Source organism: Pseudomonas kulmbachensis (genome assembly GCF_963681935.1).
Classification (GTDB): Bacteria; Pseudomonadota; Gammaproteobacteria; order Pseudomonadales; family Pseudomonadaceae; genus Aquipseudomonas; species Aquipseudomonas kulmbachensis.
In genome coordinates this window covers 4,024,651-4,039,218 of record NZ_OY817088.1, presented here as the reverse complement: position 1 = coordinate 4,039,218, position 14,568 = coordinate 4,024,651, and the positions used below count along the sequence as shown (strand labels likewise).

At 57.6% G+C, this 14,568-nt stretch carries 13 protein-coding genes; 10 read left to right on the top strand and 3 right to left on the bottom strand.

The features are described from left to right. Positions 1-118: 118 nt before the first annotated feature. Both U5A05_RS18665 and gap read right to left on the bottom strand, forming a co-directional pair. Positions 119-583, bottom strand: a complete 465-nt coding sequence (locus U5A05_RS18665) for a methylglyoxal synthase (protein WP_261739371.1) — start codon at positions 581-583, stop codon at positions 119-121. Between the two features lie 4 nt (positions 584-587). Then, positions 588-1,589, bottom strand: a complete 1,002-nt coding sequence (gene gap / locus U5A05_RS18660) for a type I glyceraldehyde-3-phosphate dehydrogenase (RefSeq protein WP_261739370.1) — start codon at positions 1,587-1,589, stop codon at positions 588-590. 209 nt (positions 1,590-1,798) lie between these two features. On the opposite strand from gap, the gene edd reads away from it, so the two are divergent. From edd to U5A05_RS18640, 4 genes are all read left to right on the top strand, one after another. Beyond that, positions 1,799-3,625, top strand: coding sequence for a phosphogluconate dehydratase (gene edd, locus U5A05_RS18655; protein ID WP_321834290.1), 1,827 nt, complete (start codon positions 1,799-1,801; stop codon positions 3,623-3,625). Continuing rightward, positions 3,622-4,578 (top strand): glucokinase, encoded by a 957-nt coding sequence (locus U5A05_RS18650; protein ID WP_261739368.1) that lies wholly within the window; start codon positions 3,622-3,624, stop codon positions 4,576-4,578. The genes edd and U5A05_RS18650 overlap by 4 nt, the downstream gene beginning before the upstream one ends. A gap of 109 nt (positions 4,579-4,687) precedes the next feature. Next, positions 4,688-5,419: a response regulator gene (locus tag U5A05_RS18645; protein WP_261739367.1), complete on the top strand. Its 732-nt coding sequence runs from the start codon at positions 4,688-4,690 to the stop codon at positions 5,417-5,419. Continuing rightward, complete coding sequence (locus U5A05_RS18640; RefSeq protein ID WP_315968124.1) at positions 5,409-6,869, top strand: ATP-binding protein; 1,461 nt, start codon at positions 5,409-5,411, stop codon at positions 6,867-6,869. The genes U5A05_RS18645 and U5A05_RS18640 overlap by 11 nt, the downstream gene beginning before the upstream one ends. On the opposite strand, the gene U5A05_RS18635 is transcribed toward U5A05_RS18640, so the two are convergent. Further along, positions 6,838-7,485: an AP2 domain-containing protein gene (locus tag U5A05_RS18635; RefSeq protein WP_261739366.1), complete on the bottom strand. Its 648-nt coding sequence runs from the start codon at positions 7,483-7,485 to the stop codon at positions 6,838-6,840. The two genes, U5A05_RS18640 and U5A05_RS18635, sit on opposite strands and share 32 nt — an antisense overlap. Before the next feature lie 352 nt (positions 7,486-7,837). Here U5A05_RS18635 and U5A05_RS18630 point away from each other — a divergent pair, with 352 nt between their 5' ends. The 6 genes from U5A05_RS18630 (at position 7,838) to U5A05_RS18605 (ending at position 14,554) form a co-directional block, all read left to right on the top strand. Further along, complete coding sequence (locus U5A05_RS18630; protein ID WP_261739365.1) at positions 7,838-9,127, top strand: ABC transporter substrate-binding protein; 1,290 nt, start codon at positions 7,838-7,840, stop codon at positions 9,125-9,127. A gap of 103 nt (positions 9,128-9,230) precedes the next feature. Continuing rightward, a complete protein-coding gene (locus U5A05_RS18625) occupies positions 9,231-10,139 on the top strand; it encodes a carbohydrate ABC transporter permease (RefSeq protein ID WP_261739364.1) in 909 nt (302 codons plus the stop codon). 1 nt (position 10,140) lies between these two features. Continuing rightward, entirely contained in the window at positions 10,141-10,986 is an 846-nt protein-coding gene (locus U5A05_RS18620; RefSeq protein ID WP_261742480.1) for a carbohydrate ABC transporter permease, read from the top strand. 3 nt (positions 10,987-10,989) lie between these two features. Beyond that, positions 10,990-12,150, top strand: a complete 1,161-nt coding sequence (locus U5A05_RS18615) for an ABC transporter ATP-binding protein (protein WP_261739363.1) — start codon at positions 10,990-10,992, stop codon at positions 12,148-12,150. 84 nt (positions 12,151-12,234) lie between these two features. Next, the gene (locus U5A05_RS18610; RefSeq protein WP_261739362.1) at positions 12,235-13,587 is read left to right on the top strand and encodes a carbohydrate porin; all 1,353 of its coding nucleotides are present in this window, start codon (positions 12,235-12,237) and stop codon (positions 13,585-13,587) included. Between the two features lie 103 nt (positions 13,588-13,690). Continuing rightward, entirely contained in the window at positions 13,691-14,554 is an 864-nt protein-coding gene (locus U5A05_RS18605; protein ID WP_261739361.1) for a D-hexose-6-phosphate mutarotase, read from the top strand. The last annotated feature ends 14 nt before the right edge of the window (positions 14,555-14,568 follow it).

Below are 14,568 nucleotides of genomic sequence, written 5' to 3'. Positions count from 1 at the left end.
GACCGTAAACCCTGAATGCACGGTTTTCCTGACCCACCGAACACTATGATTTTACGATTGCTTCGCAGCCGAACGCAGCCTCGTGCCTCGGCAGCTGCTACACAATAGGTGCCCAGACTTACGCCCGTCCTTTCAAATACGCACTGTAATCCGGGATGCGGTGTTCGTGGGCCTGGCTCATCAATGGGCTGCTGAGCAGGTAGTCCGCGCTGCATTCATTGCAGGCCACCGGAATGTTCCATACTGCAGCCACTCGCAGCAGGGCCTTGATGTCCGGGTCGTGGGGCTGAGGTTCGAACGGGTCCCAGAAAAACACCAGCATATCGATCCGCTGCTCGGCAATCCGTGCGCCAAGCTGTTGATCGCCGCCCAAAGGTCCGCTGATCATGCTTTCGATCGGCAGCCCAAGACGCTGGCTCAACAGCAGGCCGGTAGTGCCAGTGGCACACAGGTCATGCTGGCCGAGTTCCTCTTTATGGCGCTCGGCCCACTCCAGCAAAAAGCCTTTGCAGTGATCATGGGCCACCAGGGCGATGCGCTTGCGCGCCGCCAAGGTGGCCGTGGTGAAGCTGATACCGATCATCGCGTTACTCCGCGTTGTACAGCGCCAGGCAGTTATCGAGCATGCGGTTGGAGAAACCCCACTCATTGTCGTACCAGGCCAGAACCTTAAGCAGCTTGCCGCTTACTTTGGTGTGATTGGCGTCGAAAATGGACGACAGAGGGTTGTGATTGAAATCGCTCGATACCAGCGGCAGGCTGTTGTAACCCAGTACCTTGGAGTGCTGGCTGGCCTCTTTAAACAGCGCATTGACTTCAGCCGCGGTGGTTTCACGTTTGAGCTCGATGGTCAGGTCGACCAGCGACACGTTGATCACCGGAACCCGCACGGCCATGCCGGTCAGCTTGCCGGCCAGCTCTGGCAATACCAGGCCCACAGCTTCGGCGGCGCCGGTTTTGCTCGGGATCATGTTCTGGGTAGCCGAGCGTGCACGGTACGGGTCCGAGTGATAAACGTCGGTCAGGTTCTGGTCATTGGTGTAGGCGTGGATGGTGGTCATCAGGCCGTTTTCAATGCCGAACTCGCGGTGCAGGATTTGCGCCACCGGTGCCAGGCAGTTGGTGGTGCAGGACGCATTGGAAATAATTTGATGGGATTGGCGCAGAATGTCGTGGTTAACACCGTAGACCACAGTCGCATCGGCATTTTTACCTGGTGCAGAGATAATCACTTTACGGGCACCGGCGATAATATGCGCCTCGGCTTTACTGCGATCGGTGAACAAACCTGTGCATTCAAACACCACGTCAATTTTCAGCGCCGCCCACGGCAGTTCAGCCGGGTTCCGAATGGCTGACACGCTAATGCGGTCGCCATTGACGGTCAGGCTCTCCTGATCATGCTCGACGCTGGCGTCGAACGTGCCGTGAACGGTGTCGTACTTGAGCAGATGAGCGTTGATCGAACTGTCACCCAGATCGTTGATGGCGACGATCTGCAGGTCCTGGCGGTAACCTTGGGTATACAGTGCGCGCAGGACGTTCCGGCCGATCCGGCCAAAACCATTGATTGCGATTCGTAGAGTCATGGAAAGCGCCTGCCATCGATTTGTTGTTGGAATTACAAGATTATTCGCATAAAAATAGAAAACAAGCCATTTAAGTGGCAATATTTTGTTTTATCTACAACGAGTGACCTGAATCAACGGGTCCGAATGATTGAAGTCGTGTGTCTGCACCCTTCGATCAGCATAGGACACGTACAGGTCGCCACATCCGTTAGCCTGGAGTTCAACACATGCATCCCCGCGTTCTTGAAGTCACCGAGCGTCTTATTGCCCGTAGTCGTGCCACCCGTGAGGCGTACCTGACACTTATTCGCGGCGCCGCCAGTGACGGTCCGCAACGCGGCAAGCTGCAATGTGCCAACTTTGCCCATGGTGTGGCCGGGTGCGGCACAGAAGATAAAAACAGCCTGCGGATGATGAACGCTGCCAACGTTGCAATAGTTTCGTCATATAACGACATGCTGTCGGCTCATCAGCCTTACGAACACTTTCCTGAACAAATCAAAAAAGCGTTGCGCGAAATTGGCTCGGTGGGTCAGTTCGCTGGTGGCACGCCTGCCATGTGTGATGGCGTGACCCAAGGCGAGGCGGGCATGGAGCTCAGCTTGCTGAGCCGCGAAGTGATCGCGTTGTCGACGGCCGTGGCGCTGTCGCACAACATGTTCGATGCGGCGCTGATGCTGGGGATTTGCGACAAGATCGTGCCGGGCCTGCTGATGGGCGCACTGCGCTTCGGGCATCTGCCGACCATTTTTGTACCGGGTGGGCCGATGCCATCGGGGATTTCCAACAAGGAAAAAGCCGACGTGCGTCAGCGTTACGCTGAAGGCAAGGCCAGCCGCGAGGAGCTGCTGGAGTCGGAAATGAAGTCCTACCACAGCCCTGGAACCTGTACGTTTTACGGCACCGCCAACACCAACCAGTTGTTGATGGAAGTGATGGGCCTGCATTTGCCGGGTGCCTCTTTCGTCAATCCCTACACGCCATTGCGTGATGCGCTGACCCGCGAAGCCGCTCACCAGGTTACCCGTCTGACCAAGCAAAATGGCGACTTCATGCCATTGGGCGAAATCGTTGACGAGCGCTCGCTGGTGAACTCCATCGTCGCGCTGCACGCTACCGGCGGTTCGACCAACCACACCTTGCATATGCCGGCGATTGCCATGGCAGCGGGCATTCAATTGACCTGGCAGGACATGGCCGACCTGTCCGAGGTGGTGCCGACCCTGTCCCACGTCTATCCAAACGGCAAAGCCGATATCAACCACTTCCAGGCCGCGGGCGGTATGGCGTTCCTGATTCGAGAACTGCTCGAAGCCGGTCTGCTCCACGAAAACGTCAACACCGTGGCGGGTTATGGCCTGAGCCGTTACACCCGTGAACCGTTCCTGGTGGATGGCGAACTGGTTTGGCGCGAAGGCCCGATTGAAAGCCTCGATGAGGCGATCCTGCGCCCGGTTGCCCGTGCATTCTCGGCCGAGGGCGGGTTGCGGGTGATGCAAGGTAATCTGGGCCGAGGAGTGATGAAAGTCTCGGCGGTCGCGCCGGAGCATCAAATCGTCGAAGCCCCGGCCCGCGTGTTCCAGGATCAGCAGCAACTGGCCGATGCATTCAAGGCGGGCGAACTGGAACACGATTTTGTCGCCGTGATGCGTTTTCAGGGCCCGCGTTCCAATGGCATGCCCGAGCTGCACAAAATGACGCCGTTCCTCGGTGTGTTGCAGGACCGGGGCTTCAAGGTGGCGCTGATTACTGACGGGCGGATGTCAGGCGCATCGGGCAAAATCCCGGCAGCGATTCATGTCAGCCCCGAGGCTTCGATTGGCGGCGCCCTGGCGCGAGTGCAGGACGGCGACATGATTCGTGTCGATGGCGTCAAAGGCACATTGCAACTGCTGGTGGATGAGGCAGAATTCGCGGCGCGCACCCCGGCCATCGGCACTCTGGATAATGCCGTCGGCACCGGGCGTGAGTTGTTTGCGTTTATGCGTCAGGCCTTCAGTTCGGCCGAGCAGGGCGCGAGCACCTTTACCTCGTCTCTGGAAAATTTGAAATGAAGCTCGCACTGGTCGGTGACATTGGCGGCACAAATGCACGGTTTGCGCTGTGGGAAAACGACCAGCTGCATTCGGTCCGCGTGCTGGCCACGGCAGATTTTGCCTGCCCGCAAGACGCCATCAAGCTTTATCTGCACGACCTGAACCTGGCTCTGGGCTCTGTAGGTTCGGTGTGTTTGTCAGTCGCAGGTCCCGTGAGTGGCGATGAGTTTCGCTTTACCAACAACCATTGGCGCTTGAGCCGCTCGGGGTTCTGCCAAGCGTTACAAGTCGACAACCTGCTGCTGATCAATGACTTCAGTGCGATGGCCCTGGGCATGACTCGCCTGCAACCGGATGACGTGCGCCAGGTTTGCCCGGGTATTGCAGACTCGACGCGGCCATCGGTGGTTATCGGGCCTGGAACCGGGTTGGGCGTGGGCACCCTGCTAAATCTTGGCGAGGCGCAGTGGATGGCCTTGCCGGGGGAGGGCGGCCACGTTGACCTGCCCATGAGCAACCCGCGTGAAGTGCAGTTGTGGCAACACATCTACAACGAAATTGGCCATGTGAGTGCTGAAAGCATTTTGAGCGGCAGCGGTTTGCCGCGGGTCTATCGGGCGATTTGTGCAGTGGATGGTCATACCCCGGTGCTGGACAGCGACCGTGCGATCACCGCCGCCGCGCTGGAAGGGGATCCGGTGGCGCTGCAGGTGCTGGAGCACTTCAGTTGCTGGCTGGGACGTGTGGCGGGCAACAATGTTCTGACCATCGGCGGGCGTGGTGGGGTGTATATCGTGGGCGGTGTGATTCCGCGTTTTGCCGATATCTTCCTGGCCAGCGGCTTTGCCCGCAGCTTCGCCGACAAGGGATGTATGAGTGATTACCTGAAGGGCATCCCGGTGTGGTTGGTGACGGCACCGTACCCTGGTTTGATCGGTGCGGGAGTGGCGTTGCAGCAAGCGTTTGGCTAAAACGTGTAAACCTTGTAGCCGCTGCCGCAGGCTGCGATAAGGGCCGAAGGCCCTTCAAAGCCATCGCAGCCTGCGGCAGCGGTTACCAATAAAAATAAGGAACACCACAGTGACCATACCCGGCAAATCCATTTTGCTGGTCGATGATGACCAGGAAATCCGAGAACTGCTTGATCTCTATCTCACTCGCGCCGGTTTTCAGGTGCGCACCGTGGGCGATGGTGCGGGGTTTCGCGAAGCGCTGGATGCGGCGGCCAGCGATCTGTTGATCCTTGATGTCATGCTGCCCGACGAAGATGGCTTCAGTTTGTGCCGTTGGGTGCGTCAACATCCACGTTTTGCCCAGATTCCGATCATTATGCTGACCGCCAGCTCTGACGAGGCGGACCGGATCATTGGCCTTGAACTGGGCGCCGACGATTATCTGGGTAAACCCTTCAGCCCACGCGAGCTGCTGGCGCGGATCAAGGCGTTATTGCGCAGGGCGCAATTTGCCAATACGAGTTCGGGCAACGAAGTCCTGGCCTTTGAAGACTGGCGACTGAACACCGTGACCCATCGACTGTTTCATTCCGATGGCGAAGAGGTAATCCTGTCAGGGGCTGATTTCGCCTTGCTCAAGTTGTTTCTGGATAACCCGCAGCAGATTCTCGACCGTGACACCATCGGCAACGCTACCCGTGGGCGGGACCTGATGCCGCTGGACCGGATCGTCGACATGGCGGTCAGTCGCTTGCGCCAACGCTTGCGCGACACCGACAAACCACCGCGGTTGATCCGCACCATCCGCGGTAGTGGTTATCAGTTGGCGGCTCAGGTCTCGTTCGGCAATGACCTTTAAATTCCTGCGCAAATGGCATTTGCCCCGCTCATTGCTGGGCCGCATGTTGCTGCTGACCTTGCTCGCCATTTTGCTGGCACAAACCCTGTCCAGTGCTATCTGGCTGTCGCAGTTGCGTACCACGCAACTTGAAGGCCTGGTCAACAGTGCACGCAGCATGGCGCACTCGATGAACGCGACCGTGACCTACCTGCGCTCCTTGCCATTGGCCTATCGTCCGCTGGTACTGGATCAATTGCGCAGCATGGGCGGTACACGTTTTGTCGTCAGCCTCAATGACAAGCCTTTGGACATGCAAGTGTTGCCGCCGACCCAGCGCAAGCAGGCGGTGCTGGATGCGGTGGATCAGGTGTTGCGCGAGTCGGTAGGGCCCAACGTCGACATGTCGGTGAGGTTTGTCAGCCCGCAGGATTTACGTATTTTCAATGCCGGTCTCAAGCTCGATGAGCTGCCACGTTCCTGGGCGCATTTTGCGTTGACCCTGGAACCGGTCAATCCGCCGGTGCTGGTGACGCAAATTCAGATGGTGCCGGGCGAATGGCTGTACATCGCGTCCCTGTTGCCCCAGCCCTACACCAGCCTTGAAGAAGAGGGCCTACCGGCATTGCAGGTGTGGTTTATCGTCCTCAGCAGCATTTTTTTATTGTTGTTTATCGGGCTGCTAGTGCACTGGCAAAGTCGCCCGCTCAAGCGTCTGGCCCGGGCTGCCCGCGATATGTCGCTGGGCGAGGATGAGGTCAAGCCGGTCGAGGTGGGCGGTGGCAGCGAAGTGGTCGAGGTGGGGCGTGCCTTGAACACCATGCGCGCGCGTATCAGTCGTTACTTGACCGAGCGCAGTCAATTGTTCAGTGCCATCTCCCATGATTTGCGCACGCCCATTACCCGCCTGCGCCTGCGCGTTGAGCTGCTGGACGACGAGCAACTGCAACACAAGTTCGGTCGCGATCTGGATGAGCTGGAGATGCTGGTCAAAGGCGCGCTGCAATGTGTGAAAGACACTGATATTCACGAAAATATCGAGGCAGTGGACTTGAATCACCTGCTCGATTGCTTGATCGAGCCTTATTTGCTCCCGCAGGGAAATGGCCGTGTGACGTTACAGGGGAGGGCCCTCTGGCCGTATTCGGGCAAACCGCTGGCTTTGCGGCGCTGCATGGGCAACCTGATCGATAACGCACTCAAGTACGGTAAAAACGCGCACTTGCGTATTGATGACAATGAAAACGCTTTTGTGCTGACCGTTGACGATGAAGGGCCGGGCGTTCCCGAACAGCGGCTTGAGCAAGTGTTTGAGCCTCACTTTCGCCTGGCCGGGCAGCAGCAGGGCTACGGGCTGGGGCTGGGTATCGCACGCAGCATCGCCCACAGCCACGGCGGTGAAGTCAGTTTGCAGAACCTGCGCGTCGGCGGCCTGCGGGTTACTTTGTACTTGCCGCGAAATGGCGACTGATCGACAGACTCGCCTGCTCGGCACTGATGGGCAACAAGACTTCCAGGTTGGATGCTGAAGCCTTTTCGATAATGGCTTCAGGTCGGCGGGGGCTATTCATCGCAGCGTTGATACGGTTTTCGCGCACGCGCCTGCTGGTCTGGCTGAAGTGCTGCTGCAGTTTTTCCATGGCCACGTCATAGGGCTCGTTGCACAGGCTTAATTGCCGCTGGCGCTCTTGCAGTGCCAGCCGCTTGGCCTCGTCATCGCCATAACGATCAACGCGAAAGCTCTTGCTCAGGTTGTAACCGTGAATACGCGTCGTCGCGCGCCAGTAATCGATGTGGTTGGACAGAACCCGGTAAACCCCGGGGTGCCCGCTGGTGTTGTGCGGCATCAGGCGTTGGCGGCTCTCATAAGTGAAGGCCTGGGGCATTTTCAGCACCAGTTGGTTGCGCAAGTTTTCGGCCGCGTCCAATGCTGCAGCTTCCCCTCCGTACTCGGCAAAGTCGAAGAGGTGCAGATGCATCTTGCCGGAGCGCTGAATGTCCAGTTTCCAGGCGTAGGCGCGACCGTCCGGGTATTCAAGCGGGTAAATGAAACAGTGATTACGGGTCGTTGCGCGTGGGCTTGGCATAAGTCACATCTCCTGATGGGGACCGGCATCCGTTCTTTAATCGTGACGATGTGCAGCAGACTCGCTGAAGTTTTTTGCTGGTACAACGTGGGAAAACGACTTCGGGATGCGTCCTACATGTAATGCGGAAAATGCCTTACTTCGGTTGTGGGCCCAGCTTGGTGGCTTACAGGAACCCAGTGTCAGACATTGTCGTAAAACCTTCAGCATCGAAAATCGCCCAAACCTCTGTGTCACAAGGTTGTGACATATGCGCGTCTCTTCGTTACGCGGGGGCGGGTAGTGATGGATACACTCTTTGGCAGCGCAAGCAAAAGACTTGCACAGCTATAACAACAAGAAAGGATCAGTCATGAATTCATTCAGTCGCCTCGCCGTTGTCATTTCGCTTGCCACTCTATTCCCCCTGAATACCTATGCCAGCACCCCTGCCGATTCCAAAGGTACGGTTGAAGTCGTGCATTGGTGGACGTCCGGTGGTGAAGCCAAGGCGGTTGGTGTTCTTAAAAAGCTGATCGAAAAAGACGGTTACACCTGGCAGGACAGCGCTGTGGCCGGTGGTGGTGGCGCAGCGGCCATGACCGTGCTTAAAACCCGCGCCGTGTCAGGCAACCCGCCGTCAGCTGCACAAATCAAAGGCCCTGACTTGCAGGACTGGGGCGCCCTCGGTTTGCTGACCAACCTCGATGAGGTGTCCAAGACTAATAACTGGGACGCGCTGCTGTCCAAAACCGTATCCGACACCATGAAATACAACGGCCATTACGTGGCTGTACCGGTGAATATTCACCGGGTGAACTGGTTGTGGATCAACCCCGAAGTGTTCAAAAAAGCCGGCATCGACAAAGCGCCAACCACCCTTGAAGAGCTCTATGCCGCAGGCGACAAGCTTAAGGCCGCGGGCTTTATACCTCTGGCCCACGGTGGCCAACCTTGGCAGGACAGCACGGTTTTTGAAGACCTGGTGCTGAGCGTCATGGGGCCTGACGGTTATAAAAAAGCCTTCATTGATCTTGATCAAAAAACCTTGACCGGCCCGCAAATGGCCGAAGTCTTCACCAACCTGAAAAAACTGCAGAGCTATATGGATCCGGATGGCACCGGCCAGGATTGGAACCTGGAAGCGGCCAAGGTGATCAACGGCAAAGCCGGTATGCAGATCATGGGTGACTGGGCGAAGAGCGAGTGGGCTGCTGCGGGTAAGAAGGCTGGCACAGACTATGAATGCGTGCCTTTCCCCGGCACCAAGGGCAGCTTCACTTACAACATCGACTCGCTGGCGATGTTCAAACTGTCTGCCAAAAACAACACGCCAGGCAATATCGCAGCGCAAAACGATGTGGCCAAAATCGCCCTCGAACCTGAATTCCAGTACGTGTTCAACCAGAACAAAGGCTCGATTCCGGTACGCAACGATCTGGACATGAGCAAGTTCGACAGCTGTGGCCAGGCGTCAGCCAAAGACTTCGCCGAAGCGGGCAAGTCCAACAGCCAGTTGCCAAGCATGGCGCACAACATGGCCACTTCGCTGGCGGTGCAAGGCGCGATTTTTGACACCGTGAGCAACTTCATGAGTGACAAGAATGCGGATCCAGCCACTGCTGGCAAAAAGCTCTACTCCGCGATCAAGTCTGCGCAGTAATTCGTTGCTCTGACCTGCCACGCTCAGGCGTGGCACCCCATGACCCCAGGTTGTGCGGCATCTGCGTTTGCGGATGCCGGCATACCCTCTCGGGAGTATTTCGATGAGTTCCGTGGCTGTGTTCAGCAAGGCCTCGCCCTTTGATGCGCTGCAACGCTGGTTGCCCAAGCTGGTTTTGGCGCCGAGCATGCTGATCGTGTTGGTTGGCTTTTATGGCTACATTTTGTGGACGTTTGTGCTTTCGTTCACCAACTCCAGTTTTATGCCCAGCTACAAATGGGTGGGCTTGCAGCAATACGCACGCTTGATGGAAAACGACCGCTGGTGGGTCGCCAGTAAAAACCTGGCGGTATTTGGCGGGATGTTTATCGCCATCAGCCTGGTCATCGGCGTGTTCCTGGCGATTCTGCTCGACCAGCGGATTCGCAAGGAAGGCTTTATCCGCACGATTTATCTGTACCCGATGGCGCTGTCGATGATCGTCACCGGTACGGCCTGGAAGTGGCTGCTCAATCCCGGCCTTGGGCTGGACAAAATGCTGCGCGACTGGGGGTGGGAAGGCTTTCGTTTTGACTGGCTGCTGGATCAGGATCGGGTGGTGTACTGCCTGGTGATCGCGGCGGTATGGCAGGCTTCCGGGTTTGTGATGGCGATGTTTCTGGCCGGTCTGCGCGGGGTCGATCAGTCGATCATTCGTGCCGCCCAGGTCGACGGTGCGAGCCTGCCGACCATCTACCTGCGCATCGTGTTGCCAAGCCTGCGCCCGGTGTTTTTCAGCGCTTTCATGATCCTTGCGCACATTGCGATCAAGAGCTTCGACCTGGTGTCGGCGATGACCGCCGGTGGCCCGGGCTACTCCTCGGATTTACCCGCGATGTTCATGTATTCCTTCACTTTCAGCCGTGGGCAAATGGGTGTCGGTTCTGCCAGTGCGATCATGATGCTGGGGGCGATTCTGGCCATCCTCGTGCCGTACCTGTATTCCGAACTGAGGAATAAACGCCATGACTAATATGACGAGCGGGATCGGGGCACCACGATTGAGCTTCAGCCGCCTGGCGATTTACGCCACCTTGATTCTAGCTGCCGCGATCTACTTGATCCCGCTGGTGGTGATGCTGCTTACCAGCTTCAAAAGCCCTGAAGATATCCGCACCGGCAACCTGCTGAGCTGGCCGCAAGTAATTGACGGTATTGGCTGGATCAAGGCCTGGGACACGGTGGGCGGGTACTTCTGGAACTCGGTGAAAATCACCGTGCCTGCGGTATTGATCTCGACCTTTATCGGGGCCATGAACGGTTACGTCCTGTCGATGTGGCGCTTTCGCGGTTCGCAACTGTTCTTTGGCCTGCTGCTGTTTGGCTGCTTCCTGCCATTTCAAACCGTGTTGCTGCCGGCCTCGTTCACCATTGGCAAGCTGGGCCTGGCCAACACCACCACCGGCCTGGTGCTGGTGCACGTGGTTTACGGCCTGGCCTTTACCACGCTGTTTTTCCGCAACTACTACGTGAGCATCCCGGATGCCCTGGTCAAGGCTGCGCGGCTTGATGGGGCGGGCTTTTTCACTATTTTCGGGCGGATTCTGCTGCCGATGTCGGTGCCGATCGTGATGGTCTGTCTGATCTGGCAATTCACTCAAATCTGGAACGACTTTCTGTTTGGTGTGGTGTTTGCCAGTGGGGATGCGCAGCCGATTACGGTGGCGCTGAACAACCTGGTCAATACCAGCACCGGCGCCAAGGAATACAACGTTGATATGGCTGCGGCCATGATCGCGGGGCTGCCGACGCTGCTGGTCTACATTTTTGCGGGCAAGTATTTTCTGCGCGGGCTGACGTCCGGCGCGGTCAAGGGGTAAGGCATGGCTACTCTCGAATTACGTAACGTGAATAAATCCTACGGCAAGGGTTTGCCCGACACGCTGAAAAACATTGAACTGAAAATTAACGATGGCGAATTTCTGATTCTGGTGGGACCTTCGGGCTGCGGTAAGTCGACCCTGATGAACTGCATTGCCGGTCTTGAGACCATCAGTGGCGGGGCGATTCTGGTGGACGATGCCGACATCAGCGGCATGAGCCCCAAGGACCGTGATATCGCCATGGTATTTCAGTCCTACGCGCTGTATCCGACAATGAACGTGCGCGACAACATCGCCTTCGGTCTCAAGATCCGCAAAATGAGCGCGGAGGCGATTGAAGAAGAAGTCGCACGGGTTGCCAAGCTGCTGCAAATCGAGCACCTGCTGACCCGCAAGCCTGGTCAGTTGTCGGGTGGTCAGCAACAGCGCGTGGCGATGGGGCGGGCACTGGCGCGGCGGCCGAAGATTTACCTGTTTGACGAGCCGCTGTCCAACCTCGACGCCAAGCTGCGGGTCGAAATGCGCACTGAAATGAAGTTGATGCATCAACGCCTGAAAACCACCACCGTTTACGTCACCCATGACCAGATTGAAGCCATGACCCTGGGCGACAAAGTGGCCGTGATGAAAGACGGGATCATCCAGCAGTTCGGTACGCCCAAGCAGATCTACAACGACCCGGCCAACCTGTTTGTGGCCAGCTTTATTGGTTCGCCACCGATGAACTTCATCCCCCTGCGCCTGCAGCGTCGCGAAGGACGGTTGCTGGCCCTGCTCGACAGCGGGCAGGCACGCTGCGAGTTGCCGCTGGGCATGCAGGACGCCGGGCTGGAGGATCGTGATGTGATTGTGGGCATTCGCGCCGAGCAGATTGTGTTGGCACCCGCCGAGCCCAATGGCTTGCCAACGATTCGTGCTGAAGCGCAGGTCATCGAGCCCACAGGCCCTGACACCCTGGTTTTTGTGAACCTGAACGGGAGCAAGGTCTGCTGCCGAATGGCCCCTGATGATGCGCCGCTAGTGGGGCAGAGCCTCAATTTGCAGTTCGATCCGGCCAAAGTGCTACTGTTTGATGCGAATACGGGCGAGCGTCTGGGAGCGATGAGTTCGCCTCAGACCCACGGCCGGGCAGATAACGTGGCGCAATTCAAGGGTCGTTAAGTCGGAACAGGGAGCCTGTGACCAGGCCTCCTTGAGTTGTGCCGCGTTAAACAATGCCAATAAGAAAACAACGAGGATTAAGGGATGACTAACAGAATGACCCGCACCCGTCTGGCCTGCCAGCTATCGGCAATTATCGCGCTAAGCCTGGGTGCAAGCAGTGTCTACGCCGACGAAGCGTTCAGCGCCGACTCGAAATGGATGACCGGCGACTGGGGCGGTGAACGGACCAAACTGATTGAACAGGGCATCGACATCAAGGCCGATTACGTCGGTGAAGTCGGTGCCAACCTGCATGGCGGTTACAACGACGACAAGACTGCGCGCTACAGCGACCAGTTCGGTCTGGGCGTGGCTTTGGACCTGCAGAAACTGTGGGGCTGGGATAACACCCAGGCCAAGATCCAACTCACCAACCGTAATGGCCAGAACATCTCCAATGACCGTGTCGGCGACCCGCGTGCCGGCACTCTGAGTTCCTCCCAGGAAGTCTACGGCCGTGGCCATATGGTGCGCTTGACCCAATTGTGGATTCAGCACCAGTTCCTCGACGGCAAACTGGACGTCAAGGCCGGTTACTTCGGTGAAGGCGAAGACTTCAACACCTTCCCGTGCGAATTCCAGAACCTGGCGTTCTGCGGCTCCCAGGTCGGTAACTGGGCCACCAACATCTGGTACAACTGGCCGGTTAGCCAGGCTGCACTGCGTGTGAAATATAATATTTCGCCCGAGTTCTATGCGCAGATCGGCGCGTACAACCAGAATCCGTCGCAGCTTGAACACGGCAATGGCTTCAAGCTCAGCGGCAGCGGCACCAAGGGCACCGTCCTGCCGGTCGAACTGGTCTGGTCGCCGAAGGTCAACAGCCTGCCGGGTGAATACCGTGTCGGTTACTACAAAAGCACCGCGCCGGCCGATGACCTGCGCGAAGACATCAATGGCAATGACGCCGCAACCACCGGCCAGAGCTACCGCGTTCGCAACAGCAAAAGCGGCTACTGGTTTGTTGCGCAGCAGCAACTCACCACCCATAACGGTGATGCTTCCCGCGGCCTGAACATTGCTGCCAATGCCACCTTCCACGACAAGGACACCAACATCGTCGACAACTACCAGTCGCTGATGTTCGTGTACAAGGGCCCGTTCGATGCGCGTCCAAAAGATGACGTAGGTATCGGTTTTGCCCGTATCCATGTCAACGACGAGGTGAAGAAAAACGCCGAGCTGGCCAACGCGGCCATTGGCGCCACCGACTACAGCGATCCGCTGTACTCGCCATTGCGCTCTACCGAGTACAACTACGAAATCAACTACGGCTTCCACGTGACCAACTGGCTTACCGTGCGTCCAAACCTGCAATACATCACTCACCCGGGTGGTGTGGACCAGGTAGATAACGCATTGGTAGCAGGACTGAAAATTCAGTCGGTGTTCTAGGGTTCTTGCGCTAAGCTCCTTGCTTTTCCAGCGGATAGCCTTGGCTATCCGTTTTTTTTTCGGGGCTGCACACCTCGGCGTATGATTTTCAGGACTGCGGCACATGCATGAGCATCCGCTTCACCGTTTCTTCAAATCCAAACGCGAACAGCCGATTTTTCAGTGGGAGCGTTTTCAGCAACGCGACGTACTGGTGATCGATCACCCACATTGCCAGGCCGTATTCAGCCGTCAGGGCGCGCAATTGCTGCACTTCCAACCAACCGGGCAAAAGCCGTGGTTGTGGTGCGCAGCCAAATGGCCACAAGTGGGTGCCATACGCGGTGGGGTCCCTATTTGCTGGCCTTGGTATGGCCGCCATCCCAGTGAAAACGCGTGGCCATCCCATGGTTGGGCGCGGTTGATCGACTGGAAGCTGCTCGACAGCAGCACCGATGAAGAGGGTGTGACCCTGCACTGGCGTTTGCAGCTGTGCGATTGGCAGGTCGATTTGCATGCACGTCTGGGTGAAGAAATGGAGCTGCGCCTGAGTACCGAACATCAGGACGATGAGCCGTGCCAGGTCAGCCAAGCATTACGCGCTTACTGGCGTATTGGTGATGTCGCGGAGGTAGCGCTGTCCGGTCTGGACGGTGTGCAGGGCTACGATCAGTTGAACCGTGAGGTTTGTCAGCAGAAGGGCGAGCTGCGGGTGGAAGGCGGTTGCCAGCGGGTGTTCCAGCATGACGGCGAAATGCAGCTCAACGATCACGCCTGGCAGAGAGCGTTGAGTATCGACACGGGAGTCAAGGCCAACACGGTGGTCTGGCATCCGGGCAAGCGGCCATTACTGGGCGTGAGCTGGAATGAAGTGATGGGTTTTGTGTGCGTGGAGTCCACCAGTGGCGGCACGCATAACCAGACCCTGGCCCCCGGCGAGAAAGCTCATTTGAGTTTGCAGGCGAGGGCGGGGTTGGTGGCTGGTTAATGTTGCGGCTTGCT

Bases quoted from the DNA above. Each gene is read 5' to 3' on its own strand.
- U5A05_RS18650 (WP_261739368.1), top strand. From the start codon at position 3,622: ATGAAGCTCGCACTGGTCGGTGACATTGGCGGCACAAATGCACGGTTT.
- U5A05_RS18615 (WP_261739363.1), top strand. From the start codon at position 10,990: ATGGCTACTCTCGAATTACGTAACGTGAATAAATCCTACGGCAAGGGT.
- U5A05_RS18620 (WP_261742480.1), top strand. From the start codon at position 10,141: ATGACGAGCGGGATCGGGGCACCACGATTGAGCTTCAGCCGCCTGGCG.
- gap (WP_261739370.1), bottom strand. From the start codon at position 1,589: ATGACTCTACGAATCGCAATCAATGGTTTTGGCCGGATCGGCCGGAAC.
- U5A05_RS18630 (WP_261739365.1), top strand. From the start codon at position 7,838: ATGAATTCATTCAGTCGCCTCGCCGTTGTCATTTCGCTTGCCACTCTA.
- U5A05_RS18635 (WP_261739366.1), bottom strand. From the start codon at position 7,485: ATGCCAAGCCCACGCGCAACGACCCGTAATCACTGTTTCATTTACCCG.
- U5A05_RS18625 (WP_261739364.1), top strand. From the start codon at position 9,231: ATGAGTTCCGTGGCTGTGTTCAGCAAGGCCTCGCCCTTTGATGCGCTG.
- U5A05_RS18665 (WP_261739371.1), bottom strand. From the start codon at position 583: ATGATCGGTATCAGCTTCACCACGGCCACCTTGGCGGCGCGCAAGCGC.
- U5A05_RS18605 (WP_261739361.1), top strand. From the start codon at position 13,691: ATGCATGAGCATCCGCTTCACCGTTTCTTCAAATCCAAACGCGAACAG.
- U5A05_RS18640 (WP_315968124.1), top strand. From the start codon at position 5,409: ATGACCTTTAAATTCCTGCGCAAATGGCATTTGCCCCGCTCATTGCTG.
- U5A05_RS18610 (WP_261739362.1), top strand. From the start codon at position 12,235: ATGACTAACAGAATGACCCGCACCCGTCTGGCCTGCCAGCTATCGGCA.
- edd (WP_321834290.1), top strand. From the start codon at position 1,799: ATGCATCCCCGCGTTCTTGAAGTCACCGAGCGTCTTATTGCCCGTAGT.